This window comes from Lysinibacillus sphaericus (assembly GCF_005217585.1).
Lineage (GTDB): Bacteria > Bacillota > Bacilli > Bacillales_A > Planococcaceae > Lysinibacillus > Lysinibacillus sphaericus.
This window is the reverse complement of record NZ_SZPT01000012.1, coordinates 1-25,787: the sequence shown is the minus strand read 5'-3', so window position 1 is coordinate 25,787 and position 25,787 is coordinate 1. Positions and strand designations below refer to the sequence as shown.

The window sequence follows — 25,787 nt, the reverse complement described above, 5'->3', positions numbered from 1 at the left end:
AAAGTAAGGCAGACAACAACGGCATAGCCAAAAGTGTTAGATTATCTAACACTTTTTCTTTTTGTCCCAGCTTGTTAAAATAAACTCCGTTTTTCATGAATAAGAAAAAGCAGAGAGTAATCACTCTCTGCTTGCTTATGTTAATGATTAAAGGTCAATTGCTTTTACTTCGTCGATGTTTTCAAGTTGTGCAACGAATTTTAAATCTTCTTCTGTCACTACATTATCGATCGTTAGCATCATAACAGCTGTTCCGCCAACTTCAGCGCGTCCCACTTGCATCGTAGCGATGTTGATGTCTTTTTCAGCTAGTTTCGTTGCCACACGTCCAATTGCACCTGGTTTATCTGTGTTTTTAATGTAAAGAAGGTGTCCTTCTGGTACAACGTCTACTACATAGTTTTCTACTTTTACAATACGTGCGCCAAGGCCATTTAGTAATGTACCAGCTACTGTATGTGTTTCATTTGCTGTTTTTACTTCAATCGTAATTAAGCTTGTGAAGCCTTTAGCAGTAGTTGTTTTATGTTCGTTAATTTTCATGCCGATACGTTCAGATAAGTAGCGAGCATTAACGTCATTGACATGGTTGCCGTGGTTTTTAGCTAGTAATCCTTTTAATGCATTAGAAGTTAAAGGACGTACGTCGTAATTTGCTACTTCACCAGCATAAGATAAGTTAATCTCTTTTACAGGCTCTACTGTAACTTGTGATAAGAATGAACCAAGTTTTTCAGCTAATTCAAAGAAAGGTTCTACTTGTGCAAGAAGTTCTTTTGGAATTGAAGGCATATTAACTGGGTTTGTTACTGTACCTGTTTTGTAGAATTTAATAATGTCATTAGAAACGTCAACGGCTACAGATTCTTGCGCCTCAATTGTAGATGCACCTAAGTGAGGTGTTGCAATCACTTGTGGTAAAGTTAGTAATTTATGATCAGTCGCTGGTTCAGAAACGAATACGTCTAGTGCTGCACCTGCTACTTTGCCTTCTACAATCGCATCATATAAATCGTCTTCATTGATGATACCACCACGTGCACAGTTAATGATACGTACGCCATCTTTCATCATAGCGAATTTTTCTTTGTTAATAAGGTTACGTGTTTCAGGAAGTAATGGTGTGTGTACTGTAATGAAATCAGCAGCAGCACAAATTTCTTCTACAGTAGATTTTGTTACACCTAATTCATTTGCACGTTCATCAGTTAAGAATGGATCGTACGCCATAATATTCATACGTTGCCCTTTTGCACGGTAAGCTACTTCTACACCGATACGACCGAAGCCAACAACACCTAATGTTTTATTTTTAAGCTCAACCCCAACATATGATTTACGGTCCCATTTACCGTTTTTCAGTGTGTTGAAAGCTTGTGGAATGTGACGAGCAAGAGAAGTCATCATGGCGATTGTATGTTCAGCTGCAGAGTTTGTGTTACCATCTGGAGCATTGACTACGATAATACCATGCTCTGTTGCAGCAGCTAGGTCAATGTTGTCAACACCTACACCAGCACGTCCAATTAATTTTAAATTTTTTGCAGCTTCGATTACTTCACGTGTCACAGTAGTTTGAGAACGCACAAGTAATACGTCAATATCAGCGATTTTTGCAATTAACTCCTCTGGTGCTAGCCCAGTATCAATAATAACGTTTAAGTTTAAATCTTTTTCTTGGCGTAGTGGGAAAATACCATCTTCACTTAGTGGGTCAGCGATAAATACGTTAATAGTTTTTGTTGCAGTTGTCATTTGTAATTAGCTCCTTTTAAATAAAATTATTAGTGGTGTCTCTATGTGACAGTCCGGATTTTGTAATATTGCGGCATCTTACAGCATGCAAACAATCTCCTTTCTTTATTCGAAACAATATAAAAGCCCTCCACGCCTTACAAACACAGGTATTGTGTCGTAAGGGGCGAAAGGCTGAATAAATATAGGTTCGCGGTACCACCCTTAATCACTGAACGAAAGGATTTCGTTGCAGTCTTAGCTATATGCGTAACGTGCATGTGACGGATAGGCTTACTTTGACAGTTTCGGCTTATCTATTCGGGAGTGGAACTATATCGTAGAAATCACTGATTTACACCAACCATCAGCTCTCTTTGGATTTTCTTTCGACTAGCGTGTCTCCGTCGTTATATTTTTGTGTGATTAAATTTGATAACATCATAATCCTTATTGTTCACCTTTGTCAACAATAAATCGAAAAAAGATTAAAATTCCTCACTTCAAAAGTCTGAAAAATACCTAAAAACGAACTATATTAACTTTTTAATTTAATAACGTTCGTCTTTTTGTAGAGGACAATGTAAGCGCTAACGAATCTGTCAAGACAGGTGACATGGGGATTTCTAGAGAATGAAATGATAAAAAAACAATAAATAATTATTGGAATATAATAGATTATTTCCAATAAACTTTCTTTATTTTGATGCGGAAGGCGAACAATTTTGTGCTGAAACATTTTTTGCAAAGTAATAATAAGTTAGAAGGTAAAGCAACAACAAGAGAAGAATGTATGTAAAGAAAGCTGGATTTAGATTTTAGGGGGTGTGGGTATGAAATACGATGTAGCGATTGTTGGTGCTGGACTGGCTGGACTTGTTGCCGCCTGTGAATTAATAGATGCGAAGAAGCGTGTACTGTTAGTGGATCAGGAGCCTGAAAATTCGATGGGGGGACAGGCATTTTGGTCTTTTGGTGGCATCTTTTTAGTAAATTCACCAGAGCAAAAGAGGCTTGGCATTAAGGATAGTAAAGAGCTTGCATGGCAGGATTGGCTAGGGACTGCTGGTTTTGACCGATTGCAAGATGAGGATGCATGGGCTTACAAATGGGCACGAGCGTATGTAGATTTTGCTGCCGGAGAAAAATACGCTTGGCTTAAATCGTTCGGAATAAAGTTTTTCCCTGTTGTTGGTTGGGCTGAACGTGGGGGCTCATTAGCAGGTGGTCACGGTAATTCAGTTCCGCGTTTTCATATTGTCTGGGGAACAGGCCCAGGGATTGTAAAGCCATTTGCCGATAAAGTGAAAAAAGCGATTATGGATGGCTTGGTAGATTTTAAGCCGAGGCACCGTGTTGATGAATTTATACAAAAAGACGACAAAATTGCAGGAATAAGTGGCACAATTTTAGCAGAAAGCTTTGCCCAACGTGGAGAGCAAAGCTCGCGTCTTGGCATTGGTGCATTTTCCTATGAAGCAGATGCGGTTATTGTTGCAAGTGGTGGTATTGGTGCCAATATTGACTTAGTGCGCAAAAATTGGCCATCTCGACTTGGGGCACCACCAAAAAATATGGTATGTGGTGTACCAGCGTATGTAGACGGCCGAATGCTAGAAATTACTGAACATGTAGGTGGCCGTATCGTTAATCGTGATCGTATGTGGCATTATACAGAGGGATTGAAAAATTGGGATCCAATTTGGCCCAATCACGGTATTCGTATTTTACCAGGCCCTTCCTCCTTGTGGTTTGATGCCGAGGGAAATCGCTTTGGGACACCCAACTTTCCAGGGTTTGATACATTAAGTACATTAGAGGCTATTCAAAAAACAGGTTATGATTATTCATGGTTTATTTTAACGGAGAAAATTATTGAAAAGGAGTTTGCTTTATCGGGTTCAGAGCAAAATCCAGATTTAACAAATAGAAGCATCCCGCAGTTGCTGAAACGTATATTGCCTGGTCCACCTGCGCCGATTCAAGCATTCAAAAATCATGGTGAGGATTTTGTTATAGCGAACGATTTAAAGCAACTCGTCGATGGTATGAATAAGCTTGCAGGTAATGACTTGCTTGATTTTATAAAAATTAAGGAACAAATTCTAGCACGAGATCGCGAAATGGATAATAAATTTACGAAGGATGTCCAAGTGAATGCCATTTACGGAGCGAGAAATTATATTGGTGATAAGGTCGTGCGCGTTGCAAAGCCTCATAAAATGTTGGATACAAAAAATTGGCCATTAATTGCGGTGCGCTTAAATATTTTAACCCGTAAAACATTAGGGGGGTTACAAACCAATTTAGATGGGGCTGTAATTGGTATGGACGGTCAACCAATGCCAGGGTTATTTGCAGCTGGAGAAGTGAGTGGTTTCGGTGGCGGTGGGGTACACGGATACCGCGCGTTGGAAGGCACATTTGTTGGAGGATGTTTATTCACTGGACGGCAAGTAGGACGATATTTAGCCCGTGCCAGTCACTCACACAATTAGGGTATCTGCGGGAAGCACGAAATGTAAGCCGCTTGCGGCTTACAACGTGCCCGCAGTGCCAGTCACTCAAACAATTTGACGTTGAACTTGTGCAATTTTTGCGATTTGTTCTTCCACTTGCTCTTTTGTCCAGCCATTTTCTTCAACAAAGAAATTACGTTTTGCGCGTCGGCAATCATCTGAACAGCTGCGCATATAAAATGCCTCATGCTTTTCCTCGCATAGCATTAATTTATGACATTCCGGATTCGCGCAATTTGTATAACGCTCTGTTGGCTCTCCTGTAAAATAGTCTTTGCCAACAATCACATGCTCTACTTGATTAATCGGCACACTGCGACGGCGGTCAAAAACAAACATCTGTCCATCCCATAATTGTCCCTGAACTTCAGGGTCTTTAGCATACGTGGCAATGCCGCCATGTAATTGACCGACACTTTCACCGTAGCCCTCACGCTTTAACCAACCAGAGAACTTTTCGCAGCGAATGCCGCCTGTGCAATAAGTTAAAATATCTTTACCAGCAAAATCCTCTTTATGTTCCTCCATCCAAGCAGGAAGATCACGGAAGTTTTCGATATCTGGACGCACAGCATGACGGAAATGTCCTAAATCATATTCATAATCATTTCGGGCATCGATAATAACGGTATTATCTGCCTGCATACGCGTCATAAATTCCTTAGGTGTTAAATAATCGCCCGTTATTTCTAATGGGTTAATATCCTGTTCTAGCCCTAGGTGGACAATCTCTTTACGAGGACGTACATGCATTTTTTTAAAGGTATGTCCTTCTGCTTCATCGATTTTCCACATAATATCTTTAAAACGAGGATCTGCCTTCATATGATTCATATAGCGTTCAGTTTGCTCAACCGTACCAGATACTGTCCCGTTAATGCCCTCTAATCCTACTAAAATACGACCGAGTAAACCAAGTTCTTTACAGAATGCTAAATGCTCTGCTGCAAATGCTACAGGATCCTCGATAGCAACATATTTATAATAAAGTAATACACGAAAGTCCTTTTGTGTCACAAAAATACCCACCTTTAATTTCATTATTCGACATTAAATATAGCATAACAACAGCTATTTTGCGTAGAACAGAAGGAGTTTTCCAAAAAAAGACGAATAGTACATAGTGAATGACTATTCATATTTGGGGGTGTGGGACATGGAATTTTCAACAATTACATTAGAAAAATTAGAGCGTCGTGCAACATTAACACTCAATCGACCACAAGCTATGAATGCAATGGATGATGTGATGATGCGTGAATTAGCGGAGTGCTTTGAAGCATTACAGCAAGAACAGGAAATACAGGTATTAGTTATTCGCGGGGAAGGTAAAGTTTTTTCTGCGGGTGGGGATATTAAAGCAATGCTTGATCCTAATAAGCCGTTAAATATTGATGAGGCAATGGGCTATTTAACTCGTATTGTTAAGGCCTATTACCAACTACCAATGATTGTAATAGCAGCAGTTCATGGTGCTTCAGCGGGGTTAGGATTTAGTTTAACACTTGGTGCAGATATTATCGTTGCTTGTGAAAATAGCAAGCTGGCAATGAACTTTATCGGGATTGGCTTAATACCAGATGGTGGGGGTCATTTCTTTATGAAGGAAAGAATTGGTACCGTAAAGGCAAAACAAATGATTTGGGAAGGAAAAGTGCTAACAGCCGAGGAAGCACATAGCGTAGGCTTAATTGATTATGTTGCACCTGAAGGGTCGGTTTTTGCAGTGGCTGATCAGTTAGTAGGAAAGATGCTTGCTTCACCAATTGCGTCAATGATTATGACAAAAAGAATTTTGCATAGTCAAAATATGCCTCAATTAGAGAGCATTTTAGCGATGGAAGCTCAAGGGCAATCAGCTATGCGAAAAACGGCAGATCATTTAGAAGGCATTCATGCATTTGTTGAAAAAAGAACACCTGTCTTTGTAGGACAATAAGGCATTCCTGTAATTGAGGTATAGGTCACAGCTTAGCAAAGAACAGGCTGGATAAAAGTACGATTGATGTTTTGATAACAATAGACTATACAACGTAAGCCCCGCCACGAACATTTCTGTAGCGAGACAACGAGATTCCGTTGCATGCATGATGCAAAAGAGAATGCTCGATGCTCGACCACAAAAAGCGAAGTGGCGGGGCTTACCTATTTTCAAAGATATAGCTAATTACAATGTGACATGCGTCATCAATTAAACATGGAATAATATTAATTTTCCAGAAGAGTTAACAAGGCGATGTGTTTTTTCCGCAACTCCCTTTTCTTCGATTTGCTGTTGACCGTTTACTTTTGCAGCTTCATCGTTTTCAAATGTCCAAGTTTCATCATACAAAGTTTCACCAGTTTTCTCAAAAGCTGTAAAACGATAATTATTCATACACAAACCCCACCCTTTACTAAATTATATCTCTATTATACATAGAAGAAATATAAACTTCACGGTATATCTAGCGAATATTTCGATAATTTACGAAAATTGTGGAAAATTTAGTACAACCTTAAGAAGAGCTGTTACATGAATTCGTTTCTCATATTGTAGGAAGTATGATAAAATAGAACAAATATTCGCTTTTGATTCATCCATTCTGTAGATAGGCACAAATCTACAAAAAAAATTAAAATCTAGACTTAATGATGAGATTCAATTTATTTATAGAGGTGATTAGATGTCCGCAATTCGTTTTTTCCATATGGCAGATTTACATTTAGATAGTCCTTTTAAAGGCTTATTTGGATTACCTGACAGTAATCTTAAGAAAATTAGAGCAAGTACCTTTGAAGCATTTGATAAAATTATTCATAGGGCAATCGAAGAAAGACCAGATTTCTTGCTGATTGTTGGGGATATTTATGATGGAGAAAATCGTAGCTTACAGGCACAAAGACGTTTTCAAACAGCAATGGAAACACTTTTTGAGCATAACATCCCCGTTATTGTCAGCTATGGCAATCACGATCATTTACATGGTTCTTGGACACGCTTTGCCTTGCCAAGCAATGTCTACGAGTTACCAGCAGATACGAGTGTTGTGCAATTAAAAATTCGTGGTCAGCAGGTCAATATTTATGGCTTCAGCTATGGTCAGCGTCATGTAAAAGAAGCGATGATCCATCATTATCCAGTGGCGCAGGATCAGCATGCAATCCATATAGGTATGTTGCATGGCAGTGAAGCCAGTGATTCAACGCACGCGGTTTATGCACCATTTAAAAAAGAACAACTTCTTGCAAAAGGATATCATTATTGGGCGCTTGGCCATATTCATAAACGACAGTTATTACACAAAGAACCACCTATTGTTTATCCAGGCAATATTCAAAGCCGCCATCGTAATGAACAAGGTGTAAAAGGATTTTACGATGTAACCTTGTCACAAACCACAGCTAATTTAACATTTGTACCAACTTCTGCTGTTGTTTATAACGTCGTGGAAGTGGATTGTACAAATGTAATGCATGCTAACGAGTTACTGCAAAAATGCGAGGAGGCTATCGCCAACAATCGCATGGAATATGGTGCATCAGTTATTGACTTGCACTTACACCATATAGATGATGAAGCTGAAACATTATTTGAACATGCCACGATAGATGAATGGCTAGAAACTATTCGGGAAGCAGAGGATGGCATTGAACCGATGGGGTGGGTGCAAAAACTATTTATCCACAAAAGTATAGCTTCTTCTGAATCGACAGCTATAACACAATCGGTCATAAGCGTTATGGATCAATGGGACATTACGGAGTGGAAGGATATTTTAAAGGATTTGTACCAACATGCGAGTGGTGCGAGATTTGTTGAACCTTTAACGGAACGAGAAATTGAGCATTTGAAGCTTGAGGCGCAGGCGTTATTAGCGGATGAAATTCAAAGGGTGTGAGAACTTTGTTGACGATACAGAAAATCCACATTTACGGCTTTGGTAAACATGAAAATATCACCATTTCCCTCCAAGATGGTGTGACCATTTTTTACGGTATGAATGAAGCTGGGAAAACGACAATCCAACAATTTATATTGCAGATGCTTTTTGGTTTTCCAACAAAGCAGCAAAGCCAGCGGAAATATGAGCCGAAGACATCACCTAAATTTGGCGGTCAGTTGACCATTCAACACCCAATATATGGTCAGTGTACAATTGAACGTGTAAAAGGAAAGGCAACGGGCGATGTCACAGTTTATACAGAAGATGGTACAAAGGGGCATGAGGAACTGTTAGCGAAGCTTTTGTATGGCTATTCACGCGCATCATTCGAAGCTATTTTTTCATTTTCCATTCATGAACTACAAGGCATCGAAAAAATGTCGGAGGATGAACTGACGCATTTATTGCTCGCATCGGGAACGACCGGTATTCACCAACTATCTGCACTTGAAAAGAAATTAGACAAAGATGCTGGCGAACTTTTTAAAAAATCTGGGAAGCTACCACTTATTAATCAAAAGATTGAACATTTAAAGCAGCTTGAAAAGACGATTAAAAAAGAACAGGCGACCATTCAGACCTTTGAAGCTAAGTCGCTCAAATTACAGCATCTCGAACACCAGTTAAAGGAATTATACAACCAGCAAAAAACATTGCAACATGAATGGCAACAACTTACTATCATGAAACAAGCGCTGCCACTTATTGAACAGCAAGATAAGCTACAGCAGTCACTGAATAGCAATGCACCTGTTCAATTCCCTCCAGAAGGGATTAGACGCTATGAACAGTTAAAAGATCGATTAACGCATGAAACGTTGCAACTGACGCAACTAGAGGACCAATATCAAGTTCTACAAAGTAAGCTACAATTGACTGCGGATGAACAGACCATTGAAGAAATGACAAGGCTGATGCATAAAGAAGCAACGTGGAATCAGCTTGTTGTTAAAGAACAGAACTTAAAGGACGAGCTATTTGTCTTACAGCAAGACATCGAAGCCCAGTTTCGTTTATTAGGTGTGCAAGAAAATGAAGCGCAAGCAATACTTCTTGAGGGAACTGTATCTTTACAACAAGAGGAACAATTTCAACGACACTTGACCGTATTAAGTACAACAGAAGAAGAGTTAAAGTTTTATTTAAAATCATTGGAGCAAATACATGAGGAATTAGATAGCATTACTAGACAGAAAAAGCAGCTTCAACAGGAGGCATTAACTGCTGAGGAAGAACATATTTTAGCACAGTGGCCCCAGAAAAAAAGGCGCTTGGAACAATTACGACATGTTCCGTTACAACGCTCGAAACCGAAGCAACCGATACTTTTTATCTATCTCGTGTTAGCTTTAAGTATTGTGGCAGTTGTTTATGGTGTTGTTGAAAAGAATTGGGCGGTCATTGTGATTGGAGCCATCTTAGGGTTATTATTCTTATTGTTTTTAAAACATGTTAAACAAGTGGAAGAAGAGCCGCTGGAGCGTAATAGCCACTTATTAAAAGAACTAGAGCAAGAAGAACACTTAGTTCAACAGTTGCTTGCGAAAAAACAGCGTCTTGAAGATCGGTGGATAGTAGCTAATGAACAACAGCGCGACAAAGAACGCCAATATGCACAGCTCGAACATAAAATTCAACAAGCTGAACAAACAAGCGCTGAAGCAAATCAAATGCTGGAAAACTTTTTGCGGCGTTTTCGTTTAGAAGGAAATGTGCCAAGGACTTTATTGCCGGAGTTGTTTATGCGCATTCGCACTGTACAGGAAATGGACGTAAAGCAAAGGAGCACATTCAAGCTTTTGCATGCGATACAAAATGAAAAAAACGAGCTTTATGAAGCGATACAGCAAGTTTTAAAAAATGAATATAGTGAGCAGGAAATTTTTATGCATCTGCGTGCAAGCTATTTAGCGATTCAGCAGGCACAACAACAAATGTTGCAAACAACAGAACAAGTTGCCCAGCTACTATCAAAAAAGCAAGAGGTACAATCACTTTTGCAAAACTATGAATCACAAATCGCACAGTTATTTACTAGCGCAAATGTCAATTCAGAACACGCTTTTTATGAGATGTTTGAGCACTTTCAGCAGCAACAAAAACTACAGGCACAATTACAAACAATTCAAAATCAGTTGGCTTCTTTAGAAATACAGCAGCAAGAGCGTTTGCTAAATGGGGCACAACTTTACGAAAAAATACACGCATTAGAGGAAGAGCGTAATGCCCTTCAAGTAACAATTGATCAATGTCTAGAAGAACGAGCTACATTGCAGATTGAAAAAGAACAATTGCTCAATGATGAAAAATATGGACTATTGCTGCAACAATTTGAGCAAGAAAAAGCACTATTGCAACAACTGATAGAACAATGGGCTAGTAAAAAAATGTTGGCAACCGCAATTCATGAAACATTATTCCGCCTACGTGAGGAGAAATTGCCACATGTCCTTACGCAAGTAAATGCTATTTTCCACTCCTTAACAGCTGGTCGTTACGATAAGCTCTTTATTCATGAAGAAGGCTATTTCGAAGCACAAGCTGTTTCTGGATTACGCTATCATGTGGCAGAATTATCACAAGCCACAAAGGAGCAAGCTTATATTTCTCTGCGAATGGCACTTGCGAAAACCCTTGCAACTTCAGCACCATTCCCGTTTATTATGGATGATCCTTTTGTCCATTTTGATCGAAACCGTACAAACAAAATGGTACAATTGATGAAAGAAGTAGGATATGAACGTCAAATTTTATATTTTACTTGCCATGAAGGGATGCTCGAACTTTGGCAAAAAGAACAAATTGTCGATCTAGGAGCACTAGCAAATGAAAGGGGAGTGACGTCCACATGAAAGGTATTACGACGCTCCAAGTAGGAGAATCAGTTGATCAATTTTTATTAATTAAACAGTCGACAAAAGGGGTTACCACTGTAGGTAAGCCATTTATGTCACTATTACTACAAGATAAAAGTGGAGATATTGAGGCGAAACTATGGGACACAAACGAAGAGCATGAAAAAATGTATCATGCAGAGGCGATTGTCCATGTAGGTGGAGAAATTCACGACTATCGCGGGAAAAATCAATTACGTATTAAAACGATTCGTGTGGCAAAACCAGAGGAGGGAATTGCAGTAAATGATTTAGTTCCTTCTGCAGCTACTCCAAAAGAACAGCTTTACGAAGAATTAACGCAATTTTTCTTCGATATTAAAAATCCGAATATTTCTCGTATTACACGTGCAGCTATTAAAAAGCACCAGGATGCTATTTTAGTATATCCAGCAGCAACAAAAAACCATCATGATTATGCTTCTGGCTTGCTGGATCATATGGTATCGATGCTGAGACTAGGAAGAGCAATTGCTGATTTGTATCCAACGTTAAATCGTGATTTGTTATACGCGGGCATTATTTTACACGATATAGGTAAAGTTGTTGAATTATCTGGACCTGTGGCAACAATGTACACAGTGGAAGGGAATTTACTTGGTCATATTACCATTATGGTCAATGAAATAGCTAAAATTGCAAGTGAGCTTGGAATCGAAGGCGAAGAAGTGATGCTTTTACAACATTTAGTACTTTCACATCACGGGAAAGAAGAATGGGGCAGTCCGAAAAAACCGATGATTCAAGAAGCGGAAATCTTACATTATATTGATAATATTGATGCAAAAATGAATATGCTTACGCGAGCATTGGGTAAAACGGCTCCTGGAGAATTTACAGAGCGACTATTCCCACTCGATAATCGTTCGTTTTACAAGCCAAGTATTTAGTAAACAAAAAGGAAATAAAAAGGGTTACGCTTTATCAGCGTAACCCTTTTTTCTATCGACAAGCCACGATTATTTAGATTCTTTATCTGTAGATTCGTCTTTGCTTTTTTCTTCAGCTTTTTTAGCTGCTTCTTCAGCCGCTTTTGCTTGTTCTTCAGATGTTGTTGTAAATGATTGTAATGCATCTTTTAATTCTTTATCAGAAGTTTTAAAGTCTGCATCTTTTGCCATTTTTGCAACAATGTCTTTTAGCAATGTTTGAGCTTCACCAGATTGTGTTAATTTGTTAATCATTGTTGTACGAATTTTATCTTCTTCGTCTTTAAATGAGCCAACACCTTTTACATCGCGCTTTTCCGTAATTTCAATTACGTGATAGCCGTAGCTTGATTTAACTGGTTCACTTAATGTATTTAATGGAAGTGCATAAGCAGCGTCGTTGAACTCATCTACCATAGAGCCAACAGTAAACCAACCTAGCTCGCCGCCTTTTGCTGCAGAACCAGTATCAGTTGAGTATTCTTTTGCAACATCAGCAAAAGATGCCCCACCTTTAATTTTCTCAATAGCTTCTTTCGCAGTTTTTTCATCTGCTACAAGAATATGACGACCATTTAATTCTGTTTTCATTTGTTCATAATATTTTTTTACGTCTTCTTCTTTAATTGCTTTGTCTTTTAAAGCTTTTTCTTGAAGCAGTTGTACACGTAAAGAATCTTTAAAGCCTTGTTCCGTTAAGCCGTTCTCAGCAAGCGCTTGTGCAAAGCTATCACCAAATTGTGATTTCGTTGCGTCGTATTGTTCTTTAATTTCTTTATCAGTCACTTCATATTTGTCGGCTAATACTTTTTCTGTCACCATCTGTTGTAATACATAAGAGCCTGTTAAAGTCTTTGCTTTGTCGTTAAAATCAGATACTGAAATATCGCCTACTTTAGATGTAACTAACGCTTTATCAGCTCCACTACAAGCACCAAGAGCTAAAATTGAGGCTGCTAATGTTAAAGATAATACAGTCTTTTTCATATGGATATTCTCTCCTTACTTTCGTTTCGTCCATTTTTTACTATAACATAAACGTTTTAAAAACAAAATGGTTCCCCCTTGAGTATAGCCTAAATTTCAAATTTCAAAGCGCATAGGATATAGAAAAGAAAGGGGGTGAAGTTATGAGCAACGGAGGATACGGTGGTGGCGGTGGCTACGGCTCAGGCTTTGCTTTATTAGTTGTGTTATTTATTTTATTAATTATTGTTGGTGCAGCGTTCCTATACTAATTAATAAAAAGCCGAAAAGCTAAGGATATGTTTTTCCTTAGCTTTTCTTAGCAATATCTAGGCATTCGCACCGCACGCTTGGGTCGAGGCCAAAAGAATTTTGGCGTCACTTAAAACCAATAGCTGTTTCAATGTTTTAAAAATAAAGACCCGCGTGCGGACGGGCGCGGATGCGGCTTCATTAGACTGCAAATAAAATTTCAACATAAAATGATACAAGTAAAATTGTAATAAGTATATTGATAGTTCGGAATATCTTTGGTTGGTTTTCTTCGGGAATTTCACGTCGCATGCACAATGCGTATGTCATGCGGTTAATTTGAAATAAATAGAATACCGAGAATAGAACTACAATCATTAATAGCAAGTCTATTCCTCCCCTCTTTCAGTATTATTAGCATATCAAAAAACTTCAATAAAACACAAGTACAAGCAAATCAATGAATCGTAGGTGGTACTAAAATTTCATAGCCCTTCGGTGTTTCTTCGATTTGGGCATCTTTAGGTGAATTTAATAAATATTTCACGTAAAGAATATCAATTAAACATAAACTGCAATGATACGCTAAAAGTAATGTTCCGTAATGTGTATAGGCAGGTAATAGCCATGTACCGATAACGATACTTGTATTTAACACAATAAAGGGTGCAAGCAATGCAAAAATATATCTAGTTTTTGATAAGGGCTCTCGAATACGCATGTGTAGTACAGGAATAACATAAAATTGGGTACGGATCCGTAATTTGAGATGCTGGCGTAAGTCAAATAATGCGAGAAAGTGAATATATTTATGGATAGGGTAAAGAGCAAGTACAGCAACCACGAATAGCCAGAATAAATGGTCAGTATAGTACTCATCATTGAATAAATTAAATGTCACATAGGACACTGAAAAGACAGATAGAAAGACGATTACAGCCATCATGATGATACGTGTGGTGCCATAATGATGTTCGAGGTTTAAAATTTTCCAGCAATGCATGTTTAATATCAACTCCATAATAGGGAAGGGTCCTATTTAATGTAAATTGATTTCTAACAGAATGCAAGAGAAAGGAGGTATTTCAGAAATGTTTCTGAAACGCCTCCTTTTTAACATACATTTATCCTTTTACAGTTGAACGTTCTTCTAACGTGTCAAAGGAATCACGGAAGTGTTGAAATGAGCGTTCAAAAATATCGATAAAGTCTTCACCATAAATATTACGAATAACAGCCATCACATCTAAAAATTCCGGGAAGCGACCATATAAGTCTTTTAACGCTAACGAGCCCTCAAGTACAGAATGATATGTGTTATGATAATTGCTATTCATTTCAATAATAAGGTCTGTCCCTGTTTCAGTGAGCTCTACATAAGTATTACGTTTGTCATCATCACGTTTCGAAAACTTTAGTAATCCACGTTCTTCTAGTTTTTTAGAGAAGTTAAAAGCGGTTGAAACGTGCATTACGCCAAATTTTGCTACATCTGAAATGGAAGCCCCTTTTAAATGATAGGAAATCCACAGTATATGGTGCTCGTTAATGTTTAGATCATAAGGTTTAATCCACTGTTGCCAATCTTTTTCAACTGCTTTCCATAAGGCCTTTGATAACTGTGCAATTCTTTGACTGTAAAGCATCGCTTCTTTTTGCGTGTATAATTCCTCTGACAAAGCCATCACCTGCTGCTTTCTTTAACGTTTTAAAATTATTATAGCAATAAAGAAAAAAAGTTTAAAGTTAGAAAAATTAAAAAATTGAAAAGTGGTTAAAAAATAATATTTTGATGATTATTTTTGGTAAAAAAACGTGATTTTATTTCGGTTTATGAAACTTTATGCCTGTACTTTTTCTTGTGGTTTTTTCTTTTTGTCAGTAAATTGTGCAATGTTTTTCTCGATTTCGTTAATTGAATTCTGTAATGCTTCTATTTCTTGTTGTAAATTATTCTTTGTCGGTTCGATTTCTTGTGAGAAAGTAGTAATCGACTGTTTTAGATCATTTATTATTTGTGGTATATTATTTTTCGCTTCATTTGTTAATGTGCTAACGGATTGTTTCACGTTGTTAACTTGATATTTTACATCTTGAAGCTTTTCTTTTGCACTATCTGTGTTGGACAATAAAGTAGTGCGTAATTGTTGGCCTGATTGAGGTGTTGAAAAAAGGACCGCAATTGCCCCACCAATAATGCCTGTTGTTAATCCAAGTAAAAATGGTCTTGCTTTCATAATTAAGTACCCTCATTTCTATATTTGTTATCTTTCCCTCTATTAAACCATGAAATCTATAGAATCAAAAAGAAAAAAGAAGCTAAACGAGTGATTTTGCTTCACAGTTTAGCTTCTTCCCTTATATTTAGCCTTAAAACGTCTTACGTTCGGACCTGTCTTCATTGTTCGTTTAAAAAGTGTAGCAACAAGAACTATCTGCTGCTGTTATAGAGCTTGTGAAATTGCCGTGTTGAATTTAGAGCGTTTCACTAATTTTGCAACGATTGGATAGATAATCACAAAGGCTACAACGTTAAATGCAACAGCTGGTATGACAACACCAACAAATAACATTGTGAATGTTGCGCCAACGTTTGCGTTAAACACAAAGAGGGCAACGGATAAAAAGACTGTACCTGATAAAATGGTACCTAACCCAACTAAAATAGCTGATACAGCAAAATGACTCACGACTTTTTTCAGCACGACCAGTATTGCTAAAAACGCAAATCCAGTAACTGCTTTATCAATAATATTTGGGATAAAGCCTGCTGGGAAAGTTGTAAACAAACCGGATAGTACCCCTGTTGACAAGGAAAGTAAAAACGTTTCTTTTATTGTAGGGAACAATAAAATACCGATAAACATCATTGTTAACATGAAGTCAGGTTTCATGCCATTAACCATACCTGGTGTGACCACATAAAGGGCAGCACCGACACCAACTAAGAGTGCCATTAACACTAAATTTTTTGTATTCATTTCTAATCTCTCCTCAACTATGCTAATCTAGTTGTTTCCTAACGTGTCCTCTTGACCGTTAGCGAAACTTATTAGTGATTGTACGCTAAAATTGTTCGTTTGACAATAGCGTTCCATGTCCAATTGTAACCAGCATTCATGTATGCAAATTGTTTGCGTGCCTGGCACCAAAGAATGCACTAAAGATTCGCTTTAATGTTGTCGGCTACTTCTGTCAATTGCTCTGGCGTATATTTTTGTGTTTGCCAAATTAAGCCTAAGCCTTCTTTTTCGTCATAACGCGGAATAAAATGTAAGTGGTAGTGGAAAACAGTTTGTCCAGCTGCTGCACCATTGTTATTAATAGTATTCATGCCAATTGGGTTAAATGCTGCTTTAATGGCATTGGCTAGCTTAGGTGCGACCGCATATAAATTACGCGCTACATCTTCAGGCATTTCAAATAGGTCTTGGCAGTGCTGTTTAGGTATTAATAAAGTATGACCTTTTGCAACAGGTGCAATGTCCGTGAATGCATAGACATGTTCATCTTCATATACTTTTGTGCTTGGAATTGTTCCATCAATGATTTTGCAAAATAGGCAATCGCTCATTCGTAAAATCCCCCTTATTTAATATGTAAGTTTATTCTATCATACTCATAACTGAATCATTTGCTAATTTTTGATAAAATAATAACTAGAAGAGGAGTGAGGGTATGTCGGTATTAGAAGTGCAACATGTGACAGGTGGTTATACGAAAAAGCCTGTGATTAGAGATTTGTCATTTACAATAGGTAAAGGAGAACTTGTCGGGCTAATAGGTTTAAATGGTGCAGGTAAAAGTACGACCATTAAACATATCATAGGTACAATGCTCCCAAAGGAAGGCGACATTCGTCTAAATGGCGTAACGTTAAAAGAAAACACGGACAAGTATCGAACAGCATTTTCATATATTCCTGAAACACCAGTTTTATATGATGAGTTAACATTGCGTGAACATTTGGCATTAACCGCGATGGCCTATGGTTTAGATGAGGCTACACTCGCGGCCCGTTCTGAACTATTGTTAAAAGAATTTCGAATGGAAAAGCGTTTAAACTGGTTTCCATCGCATTTCTCTAAAGGGATGCGACAAAAAGTAATGATTATGTGTGCGTTTTTAGTTAATCCAAGCCTCTATATTATAGATGAGCCGTTTGTTGGGCTCGACCCGCTTGGTATTCAATCATTGCTAGATCAAATGGATACAAAGAAAAAAGAGGGGGCATCGATTTTAATGTCCACGCACATTTTATCGACGGCCGAAAAACATTGTGACCGCATTATCTTATTGCATGAAGGAAGAGTGCGAGCGCAAGGAACGATGGCTGATTTACGTAAAGCATTTGCAATGCCTCATGCAACGTTAGATGACCTCTATATTGCTATGACGAAGGAGCGGGACCATGAAGAACATGCGTGATGTATGGTCCTCGCGCTTCATGCACTATATCAGTGAAGTACAAAAATATATGCAGTTTATTTTCACTGGACATATAGCGATTGTACTTGTATTTCTTGTTGGCGCTGGGGGCTATCAATATAGTGAATGGTTGAAAATCGTTGAAACAGATTTTCCGGCGGAAGGGCTCATTGCTTTAATAATCGGTATACTATTAGCATTTAGCCGCCCAACAACATTATTGCGCGAGCCTGACCAAGTATATTTATTGCCATTAGAATCAAAAATGTCACAGTATTTTAAAAAGGCGCTAGCGTGGACATTTTGGTCACAAGTTTGGATTGTGGCAATTGTTTATATCATTAGTATTCCGTTAATAAAAGCTGTCACAGAATTAACAACCTTTAATATTTGGTCAATATTTTTCATTGTCATCGCCTTGAAATTTGTAAGTGTGCAGGGAGAATTTAGTTATCGTTATAGTGAACGTGGTCACTACATATGGGTCGATCGATTAGTACGCGCTATCGTATGTGGTGTAACCGTCTATATGGGGCTTCAAATGCAGCTTCTTTTAGCACTCCTTGTGGCGGTCATCGGATATGTCTATGTATGGGTGTTTCGTAAAAAATGTGCGAATGAGCCTGTACCATATGAACATTTTGTAAAACTAGAACAAAATCGCATGATGAGTTTCTACCGTTTTGCAAATTATTTCACAGATGTACCCCATCTGCATGGAAGTATTCGACGGAGAGCGTGGCTTGACTGGTTTTACAATTTTATTCCCTACCAAAAGGGCAATGCTCAAAAGTATTTAGTGTTCCGTACGTTTATTCGTACAGACGATCATTTTTATTTATGGCTTCGCTTAACGGTTATCTCAGCCGTAATTGCAGCCTTTGTCAATATCCCAGTGGTAACATGGATTGTGGCGGGTGCACTTAGCTTTGCGACGACGGTTCAGCTAAAGCAAGCTTTAATAGCTAGCGGAGAATTCCGTATGGACATGCTGTATCCATTGCCAGAAAATGCACGTAAAGTTGCCGTTCAGCAACTAGTGCGCCTGACTATGATTGCCCAAGCTGTCATTGTTGGTCTTTGTGGCGTGACACAGCCGATGTTTTATGTGACACCAATCATTATCTTTGTAATAAGTGATTTGACTGCCAAGATGTCTAAGTCTTAAAAAAGGATGTTTGTTTGTGGCAATGTTAAAAAGCTCATTTTCCTATTTTTCGTAGGTAAAATGAGCTTTTTGTTTATTTTACATATTGATATTCGAGCGCAGCGTTTAACATAACTTTTGCTGCGACAAGCATACCTTTTTCATCAATATCAAATTTTGGATGATGATGTGGTGCATATTCAGTAGGAGCCGCTCCTGTGAAGAAAAATGTCCCTGGCTTTTCCTCTAAGTAGTAAGCGAAATCTTCACCGCCCATTGTAGCTGGTATTTCAACAACATCGCAAATATCTTGTGAGATATCTCGAACAAAATATGTTTCTTTTTCATGATTGACAATTGCTGGATAGCCTCGACGGTAATCAAGTTCTATCGTGCAATCTTGAGCAATTTCAGTGCCATGTACAACCCGTTTAAATTCACGTTCCATCGTTTCACGTACCTCTTTGTCAAAAGTACGGATTGTTCCATTTAAATAGGCTGTATCTGCAATAATGTTATCAGCATTCGAAGCAACGAATGAGCCAACTGTAAGAACTGCTGACTCAGTTGGCGCTACACGGCGTGCCACAAGTTGTTGCAAGTTCATAACAAGTTGGGAGCCAATCACAATAGCGTCTTTTGTTTGATGAGGGTGTGCGCCATGGCCACCTTTACCTTGAATTTTCAGTTCAAAACTATCAACTGCCGCCATTAATGGACCAACCCGGTAGCCAATCATACCTGTTGGATGATTGGATGATAGGTGTGTTCCAAATATAGCATCAACCCCGTTCAGTGCACCTGCTTGTACCATACCGATAGCACCACCTGGATCGGCTTCTTCAGCATGTTGATGAATCAGCACATATTCTCCTGCTAAGTCATCGCGCATTTCCCATAAAAGTTTTCCTATGATTAATAATGTAGCGGTATGCCCATCATGACCACAAGCATGCATAACACCAGCTACTGTCGATTTGTAAGGGACGTCCTTTTCATCTTGGATAGGAAGTGCATCAAAATCTGCACGTAAGGCAATTCTTTTACCAGGTTTGTTCCCTTTAATGCGCGCGATAAGTCCGTAGCCGCTAACATTTGGTTCAACAGGGACACCAAGCTTTTGATAATATTGAATAATATAATTGGCTGTTTCTTGTTCTTGGAAGCTTAGTTCTGGATGCATATGTAGATGGCGGCGAATCGCCACCATTTCTTCAAAATGAGCATCAATTTTTTCAAGTAATTGTTGATTCATAAATAAGTGCTCCTTTTAAAAATTAAGCCTCTTCTTCTTCTTGAGGGGCAACGCTATATGTTGAAACATAGGAAGCGGCAGAAAAAATATTTTGTTGTCGCACGCCAGTCGGCTCTTCACGTTGGGCATGAGCTGTTTTATAGGCTTGTGAGCTTTTCCATGCTTCAAATGAGTGTGGTCCATTCCATTGTGTCATGACAATATACGTGTCACCATTCAATGGACGTAGTAGTCGGAACGCCACAAAACCAGGCTCGTCCTCAATTGCACGTGCGCGATTTAAAAAACGATGTTCAAATACAGGACGACCTTCATCAGTAACGGGAATATTGTTGAAGACAAAGAAGCCGCGTTCTTCTAATTCGTTTACAGAATCCAATACTTCGAATTTACGTGGGGTTGCAAAAACAGATTTTCCTTCCGTTTCATGTATAAGCACAGAATTTCCTTCTCCATGCAATAAAATCATATGCTCATCAGGGTACTTATTTTTCACCTGTTCCATAAATTCTCCTGTGCCAGAAGTTAAATAAATATACATTATTTTGCCCTCCTTATGAATAGCTAAAATTGCGTGATTAACTCCATTTAAGTGCAAGTCGAACGCTTTGTCAAAAAAGAAGGCGCGTAGAAAGAACAATTTTATGACATTTCATGAGGAAAACTATACAATAGCAGAGGAAGCGTTTACTATTGAAAACGGATATCAATAATAATGGAATAAACAAGTGATTTTTTAAGATTTGAATTTCATCGAGGGGAAGGAAATAATCAATGACAACACTTTTTAATGATACACTTCTACGTGCTGCACGAGGAGAAAGGACTGAACATACACCAGTCTGGTATATGCGACAGGCAGGTCGTTCTCAGCCAGAATATCGTGCAATTAAAGAAAAATATTCATTAGAGGAAATTACACATCAACCTGAGCTTTGTGCGTATGTAACACGTTTACCGGTAGAAAACTACAATGTGGACGCTGCAATTTTATATAAAGATATCGTAACGCCACTACCAGGTATCGGGATAGATGTAAAAATTAAAGCGGGTGTAGGCCCAGTTATTTCTAATCCAATTCGCTCAGTAGCAGATGTAGAAAAATTAGGTGAGTTCAATGCAAAGGAACATACACCTTTCGTATTAGAGACAATAAAATTACTAACAGAAGAACAGCTTAATGTACCATTAATTGGATTTGCAGGAGCGCCATTTACATTAGCGAGCTATATGATTGAAGGTGGACCTTCTAAAAACTATAATAAAACAAAATCATTTATGGTTTCAGAACCACAAGCATGGTTTGCGTTAATGGATAAATTAGCAGATATGATTATTGCGGACGTTTCTGCACAAGTAGAAGCAGGTGCTAAAGCGATTCAAGTATTTGACTCATGGGTAGGTGCTTTAAGTGTTGAAGATTATCGTGTCTTTATTAAACCAGTTATGACACGTATTTTCGGCGAGTTAAAAAAAGAAAATGTACCACTTATTCAATTCGGTGTAGGTGCAAGCCATTTAGTAAAAGAGTGGAATGATTTACCAATCGACGTAGTAGGCTTAGATTGGCGCTTACCGATTAAAGAAGCGCGTGCAAAAGGTATAACAAAACCAGTACAAGGAAACTTAGATCCTTCATTATTACTTGCTGATTGGTCAGTAATTGAAAAACGTACAAAAGATATTATCGATCAAGGCTTAGAGGTGCCAGGTCATATCTTTAATTTAGGCCATGGAGTATTCCCAGAGGTTGATCCAGCCGTATTAAAACGTTTAACAACACTAATTCATGAATATAGTGCCCAACAAATTCAAGCACGTTCATAAATATCAACAGTGAAAAAGAGCACATTTTAAATCACACAATTACACTTTATTATGGTGTAGTTGGTGCTAGCGTATAGAAATCAGACAAAAAATATAGTTTAACTATTATTTAGAGGTGAAAAGGACTATGAAAAAAGTTAAAGGTTTATTAGTGATGGCATATGGTACACCCTATAAAGAAGAAGATATTGAACCGTACTACACACATATTCGTCATGGACGTAAACCGTCTGACGAGCATTTAGAAGATTTACGCAGTCGCTATGAGGCAATTGGTGGTTTATCACCACTGGCTGCTGCAACAGAAGCACAGGCTGAAGCTTTGTGTGCACGTTTAAATGAAGTGCAAGATGAAGTAGAATACAAGTTATTTATTGGTTTAAAGCATATTCATCCGTTTATTGAGGATGCAGTGGAGGAAATGGTCGCTGCGGGCATTAAAGAAGCCGTATCAATCGTCTTAGCACCACATTTTTCAACATTCTCTATTAAATCATACAATGGCCGCGCAGCGGAAACAGCAGGTGACCGCCTAACAATTACGTCTGTTGAGTCTTGGTATGATGAGCCTAAGTTTATTGAATATTGGAAGGGGAAAGTGAACGAAACATTCGATGCTATGTCTGCTGAAGAACGCGAGAAGGCTTGCTTAATCGTATCAGCGCATTCACTTCCAGTAAAAATTAAAGAACTAGGCGATCCTTACGAAGACCAATTAATTGAAACAGCTCGCCTAATTCAAGAAGCGACGGGTGTGAAAAATGTAGAAGTCGGCTGGCAATCAGCAGGACAAACACCAGAGCCATGGTTTGGTCCAGATGTGCAAGATTTAACACGTGATCTTTATGAGCAAAAGGGGTACCGTTCATTTGTTTACACACCAGTAGGATTTGTAACAGAACATTTAGAGGTACTTTATGATAACGATTATGAATGTAAAGTGGTTTGCGATGAGTTAGGTGCTAACTATTATCGTCCTGCAATGCCAAATACACATCCATTGTTTATTGATGCGATGGTAGATGCCATTCATAAAAAATTAAGCTAAGCGAAAAGAAAGTGATGATGTTGGTGACTCAAAAAAGACGAAAGGTAGTTGTTGTTGGCGGTGGTATTACAGGCCTTACAGCTGCGTTCTATATGCAAAAACAAGCGCGTACAAAAGAATTGCCGGTAGATATCGTACTTGTCGAGTCGTCATTACGTCTTGGCGGAAAAATCCAAACGCTTAGAAAAGACGGCTTTATTATCGAGCGTGGACCAGAATCCTTTTTCGATCGTGAAAATCATGTACAAGCACTGGCAAAAGAGCTTAGTATTGAACATAAGATGATTACCGGAGATTCAGGACCGACTTATGTAGCTGTAGGAAGTAAATTGTACCCTATTCCGAGCAGTCTGATGTCAGGAGCAACGCCACATATCTCGTCATTCATTACATCTGGTTTGTTTTCACTTAGTGGGAAAATTCGTGCAGCGGGAGATTTTATTCTCCCTCGTTCTGCACGGGATGACGACCAGCCATTAGGGGAGTTTTTTCGAAGAAGATTTGGCGCAGAGGTTGTAGAAAACCTAGTGGAACCTTTACTTGCAGGAACATTTGCAGGGGATATTGAACAGCTAAGTATGCGCTCTATTTTTCCACAGCTTTACGAATTGGAGCAAAAATATCGTAGTTTACTTTTCGGGATGAAGAAATCAGGAACAAATTTTCTAAGTTTCAATCAGATAACGAAGGATAAAGGGATTTTTCAAACCTTTGAAAATGGGCTTGAGACACTTATCGAAAAGTTAGAAGAATCTCTACTTCCAGGGACAGTCATGAAAGGTGCGAAAGTAGAACAAATTGATCATGGTAAAGATGGTGCTGTGCAAGTCGTACTAAACAATTTTTCACATATAACAGCAGATGCAATTATTATCGCAACACCATTTAATGTTGCACAAAAGATGTTTAATAAGCATCAGCTTTTGACAGAGTTAAATACGATGAAAGCCGCAACTATTGCTACAGTGACGATGGCATTTAAAAAAGAGCAACTTGGAGACTTAGATGCACTTTCGTTTTTTGTCTCTAGAAATAGTGATTTTTCAATAACATCTTGTACGTGGATTAATCGAAAATGGCCGAATACTACCCCTGAAGGCTATGTATTATTACGTAGTTATATTGGTCGTGTCGGTGATGAAACAATAGTTGCCTTATCTGATTCAGAGATTGAAAAGACAGTATTACAAGATTTAAAGAATACAATAGGGCTAGACGGTGAACCCGTGACAACCGTTGTCTCTCGTTGGAAAAACGCTATGCCACAATATACTGTTGGACATGAAGCGAAAATTGCTCGTGTAAAGGAAGAACTTTATCAACACTTTCCAACAGTAAAACTTGCAGGTAGCTCTTTTGAGGGGATTTCAATTCCAGAGTGTGTAGAGCAAGGCTGTAAAGTGGCAAATGAAGTTTTAAGTGATATGTTTAAACAGTAAAGAGTAGTGCAAATTTACATTTGTACTACTTTTTTTGATAGGTTTTTAAGTATTTGTTTAAGTAATGATAGTAGCAATCATTGAAAGCACTTTTTTGTTCTTCACAGTGTTGGATTACTTAAATGTTGAAATAAAGAAAGGGCGCTTTAAAATTAGCATGGCAATTTTAAGGCGCCAAATAATTAGTGTTTATTGAAAAGAAACTGCAATGTTAATCAGGATGGGAGCACAATGGATTAGTAGATTTCCATCTTTCTTAAAAGTAATAGGAGTTGTTGAACATAGAATAGACTATGTCTAGCGATTAAGAAATTCTGTGGCATGACCAAACAATACCACCGGAGTTAGCGCCCCCTAAGGTCAATGCAATGCTTAAGCCATTTGCATCATAAAATAAATCAATCAAATCGCCTGCATTCAAATTGACTTCTCCTGCTAATGTTACAGTACCATTACCGAGAACTGCTCTAATAGTTAATAGGGTAACAGCTAAATTTAATACTGGGAATAAACCGTTTATTAAATTAGTTGTAGTATTTCTACGAATTGTAAATGAGGGGTTAACACCTGCACCAATGCCAAGACTGATGGCAGCTACTGTTGAGTAGTTGATAGTTGCTTCAAAGCAATATCTTCCAGTTGTTGGGACTGTGAATATACCAGTTGTTGGGTTAAATGCTGGTGTTGTGAAATAAGGTGAAGCTACACTCCAGTTAGTTAAAGTAGTAGAGTTACTAACCGCTAGAGTATTTAAAAATGCAGAGAAGCCTTCTGTAAAAGCTGGCCCAGTAGGTCCTGTTGGCCCTGTTGCACCAGTAGGTCCCGTCGGTCCGATAGCACCTGTCGCGCCGGTTGCACCAGTAGGTCCTGTTGGTCCAATAGCACCTGTCGCGCCGGTTGCACCAGTAGGTCCTGTTGGTCCAATAGCGCCGGTAGCGCCAGTGATACCCGTCGCACCAGTAGGACCGGTAGCTCCACGGTCTCCTTCTTCACCAGTAGGTCCCGTCGGTCCACGAGCCCCAGTGATGCCCGTCGCGCCCGTAGGTCCTGTTGGTCCGATAGCGCCAGTGATGCCAGTGGCCCCAGTAGGTCCGGTAGCGCCCGTTATGCCCGTCGCACCAGTAGGTCCGATTGGCCCAATATCGCCTGTAGCGCCCGTAGGTCCGGTCGGCCCGATATCGCCGGTAGTGCCCGTTATGCCCGTCGCACCCGTAGGTCCGGTCGGCCCGATGTCGCCTGTAGCGCCCGTTATGCCCATCGCTCCCGTAGGTCCGGTCGGCCCGATATCGCCGGTAGTGCCCGTTATGCCCGTCGCACCCGTAGGTCCGGTCGGCCCGATGTCGCCTGTAGCGCCCGTGATGCCCATCGCGCCCGTAGGTCCGATTGGCCCAATATCGCCTGTAGCACCCGTGATGCCCGTCGC

Annotated in this window: 23 protein-coding genes and 1 pseudogene; 11 read left to right on the top strand and 13 right to left on the bottom strand. The window is 39.0% G+C overall.

Annotation, left to right across the window (positions count from 1 at the left end):
• Window positions 1-147 precede the first annotated feature (147 nt).
• Window positions 148-1,755, bottom strand: a complete 1,608-nt coding sequence (gene serA, locus FC748_RS21125) for a phosphoglycerate dehydrogenase (protein WP_024362303.1) — start codon at window positions 1,753-1,755, stop codon at window positions 148-150.
• Window positions 1,756-2,567: 812 nt separating this feature from the next.
• Between serA and FC748_RS21120 the strand changes: the two genes are divergently transcribed.
• Window positions 2,568-4,232, top strand: coding sequence for an FAD-binding dehydrogenase (locus tag FC748_RS21120; RefSeq protein ID WP_108031283.1), 1,665 nt, complete (start codon window positions 2,568-2,570; stop codon window positions 4,230-4,232).
• Between the two features lie 66 nt (window positions 4,233-4,298).
• Here the strand turns inward: FC748_RS21120 and trhO are convergent, their stop codons facing one another.
• Window positions 4,299-5,270, bottom strand: coding sequence for an oxygen-dependent tRNA uridine(34) hydroxylase TrhO (gene trhO, locus FC748_RS21115; RefSeq protein WP_024362301.1), 972 nt, complete (start codon window positions 5,268-5,270; stop codon window positions 4,299-4,301).
• A gap of 139 nt (window positions 5,271-5,409) precedes the next feature.
• On the opposite strand from trhO, the gene FC748_RS21110 reads away from it, so the two are divergent.
• Window positions 5,410-6,192 (top strand): enoyl-CoA hydratase, encoded by a 783-nt coding sequence (locus FC748_RS21110; protein ID WP_024362300.1) that lies wholly within the window; start codon window positions 5,410-5,412, stop codon window positions 6,190-6,192.
• 252 nt (window positions 6,193-6,444) lie between these two features.
• On the opposite strand, the gene FC748_RS21105 is transcribed toward FC748_RS21110, so the two are convergent.
• Window positions 6,445-6,630 carry a YhzD family protein gene (locus FC748_RS21105; protein ID WP_024362299.1) on the bottom strand — a complete coding sequence of 62 codons (186 nt, stop codon included), beginning with the start codon at window positions 6,628-6,630 and terminating at the stop codon, window positions 6,445-6,447.
• A gap of 289 nt (window positions 6,631-6,919) precedes the next feature.
• Here FC748_RS21105 and FC748_RS21100 point away from each other — a divergent pair, with 289 nt between their 5' ends.
• Genes FC748_RS21100 through yhaM form a run of 3 tightly spaced genes read left to right on the top strand, consistent with a single transcriptional unit; the run spans window position 6,920 to window position 11,963 of the window.
• Window positions 6,920-8,134 carry a metallophosphoesterase family protein gene (locus FC748_RS21100; protein WP_108031281.1) on the top strand — a complete coding sequence of 405 codons (1,215 nt, stop codon included), beginning with the start codon at window positions 6,920-6,922 and terminating at the stop codon, window positions 8,132-8,134.
• 8 nt (window positions 8,135-8,142) lie between these two features.
• Entirely contained in the window at window positions 8,143-11,031 is a 2,889-nt protein-coding gene (locus tag FC748_RS21095) for an ATP-binding protein (RefSeq protein WP_238600232.1), read from the top strand.
• Complete coding sequence (gene yhaM, locus FC748_RS21090) at window positions 11,028-11,963, top strand: 3'-5' exoribonuclease YhaM (protein WP_108031277.1); 936 nt, start codon at window positions 11,028-11,030, stop codon at window positions 11,961-11,963. Before FC748_RS21095 ends, yhaM begins: the two co-directional genes overlap by 4 nt.
• Before the next feature lie 69 nt (window positions 11,964-12,032).
• Here the strand turns inward: yhaM and FC748_RS21085 are convergent, their stop codons facing one another.
• On the bottom strand, window positions 12,033-12,989 hold the full coding sequence (locus FC748_RS21085) for a peptidylprolyl isomerase (RefSeq protein WP_025220512.1): 957 nt from the start codon (window positions 12,987-12,989) through the stop codon (window positions 12,033-12,035).
• Between the two features lie 143 nt (window positions 12,990-13,132).
• Between FC748_RS21085 and FC748_RS21080 the strand changes: the two genes are divergently transcribed.
• Entirely contained in the window at window positions 13,133-13,240 is a 108-nt protein-coding gene (locus tag FC748_RS21080) for a YjcZ family sporulation protein (protein WP_080647610.1), read from the top strand.
• A gap of 181 nt (window positions 13,241-13,421) precedes the next feature.
• Here FC748_RS21080 and FC748_RS21075 read toward each other — a convergent pair whose 3' ends face one another.
• The 6 genes from FC748_RS21075 to FC748_RS21050 all read right to left on the bottom strand — a co-directional run bounded on the left by FC748_RS21075 (window position 13,422) and on the right by FC748_RS21050 (window position 16,794).
• A complete protein-coding gene (locus FC748_RS21075; RefSeq protein ID WP_010857338.1) occupies window positions 13,422-13,607 on the bottom strand; it encodes a hypothetical protein in 186 nt (61 codons plus the stop codon).
• A 70-nt stretch (window positions 13,608-13,677) separates the two neighbouring features.
• Window positions 13,678-14,223, bottom strand: a complete 546-nt coding sequence (locus FC748_RS21070) for a DUF3267 domain-containing protein (protein ID WP_024362294.1) — start codon at window positions 14,221-14,223, stop codon at window positions 13,678-13,680.
• A 121-nt stretch (window positions 14,224-14,344) separates the two neighbouring features.
• Window positions 14,345-14,905: an HTH-type transcriptional regulator Hpr gene (locus tag FC748_RS21065; RefSeq protein WP_029747195.1), complete on the bottom strand. Its 561-nt coding sequence runs from the start codon at window positions 14,903-14,905 to the stop codon at window positions 14,345-14,347.
• A 156-nt stretch (window positions 14,906-15,061) separates the two neighbouring features.
• Entirely contained in the window at window positions 15,062-15,457 is a 396-nt protein-coding gene (locus FC748_RS21060; protein WP_024362292.1) for a YtxH domain-containing protein, read from the bottom strand.
• 207 nt (window positions 15,458-15,664) lie between these two features.
• On the bottom strand, window positions 15,665-16,201 hold the full coding sequence (locus tag FC748_RS21055) for a tryptophan transporter (protein ID WP_024362291.1): 537 nt from the start codon (window positions 16,199-16,201) through the stop codon (window positions 15,665-15,667).
• 179 nt (window positions 16,202-16,380) lie between these two features.
• Window positions 16,381-16,794 (bottom strand): HIT family protein, encoded by a 414-nt coding sequence (locus tag FC748_RS21050; RefSeq protein WP_025220510.1) that lies wholly within the window; start codon window positions 16,792-16,794, stop codon window positions 16,381-16,383.
• Between the two features lie 104 nt (window positions 16,795-16,898).
• Here FC748_RS21050 and FC748_RS21045 point away from each other — a divergent pair, with 104 nt between their 5' ends.
• Together FC748_RS21045 and FC748_RS21040 are read left to right on the top strand one after the other, a co-directional pair.
• Window positions 16,899-17,648, top strand: coding sequence for an ABC transporter ATP-binding protein (locus FC748_RS21045; RefSeq protein ID WP_024362289.1), 750 nt, complete (start codon window positions 16,899-16,901; stop codon window positions 17,646-17,648).
• Window positions 17,632-18,816 (top strand): ABC transporter permease, encoded by a 1,185-nt coding sequence (locus FC748_RS21040; protein ID WP_108031275.1) that lies wholly within the window; start codon window positions 17,632-17,634, stop codon window positions 18,814-18,816. The genes FC748_RS21045 and FC748_RS21040 overlap by 17 nt, the downstream gene beginning before the upstream one ends.
• Before the next feature lie 73 nt (window positions 18,817-18,889).
• Here the strand turns inward: FC748_RS21040 and FC748_RS21035 are convergent, their stop codons facing one another.
• Together FC748_RS21035 and FC748_RS21030 are read right to left on the bottom strand one after the other, a co-directional pair.
• Window positions 18,890-20,050 (bottom strand): amidohydrolase, encoded by a 1,161-nt coding sequence (locus tag FC748_RS21035; RefSeq protein ID WP_108031273.1) that lies wholly within the window; start codon window positions 20,048-20,050, stop codon window positions 18,890-18,892.
• A 22-nt stretch (window positions 20,051-20,072) separates the two neighbouring features.
• Entirely contained in the window at window positions 20,073-20,591 is a 519-nt protein-coding gene (locus FC748_RS21030; protein ID WP_108031271.1) for an antibiotic biosynthesis monooxygenase family protein, read from the bottom strand.
• 233 nt (window positions 20,592-20,824) lie between these two features.
• Between FC748_RS21030 and hemE the strand changes: the two genes are divergently transcribed.
• The 3 genes from hemE to hemY all read left to right on the top strand — a co-directional run bounded on the left by hemE (window position 20,825) and on the right by hemY (window position 24,364).
• Complete coding sequence (gene hemE / locus FC748_RS21025) at window positions 20,825-21,877, top strand: uroporphyrinogen decarboxylase (protein WP_024362285.1); 1,053 nt, start codon at window positions 20,825-20,827, stop codon at window positions 21,875-21,877.
• 127 nt (window positions 21,878-22,004) lie between these two features.
• Window positions 22,005-22,925, top strand: a complete 921-nt coding sequence (gene hemH, locus FC748_RS21020) for a ferrochelatase (protein ID WP_024362284.1) — start codon at window positions 22,005-22,007, stop codon at window positions 22,923-22,925.
• A 14-nt stretch (window positions 22,926-22,939) separates the two neighbouring features.
• Complete coding sequence (gene hemY / locus FC748_RS21015) at window positions 22,940-24,364, top strand: protoporphyrinogen oxidase (RefSeq protein WP_108031269.1); 1,425 nt, start codon at window positions 22,940-22,942, stop codon at window positions 24,362-24,364.
• A 304-nt stretch (window positions 24,365-24,668) separates the two neighbouring features.
• Here hemY and FC748_RS21010 read toward each other — a convergent pair.
• Window positions 24,669-25,787: pseudogene (locus FC748_RS21010) on the bottom strand (collagen-like protein); the annotation flags it as partial.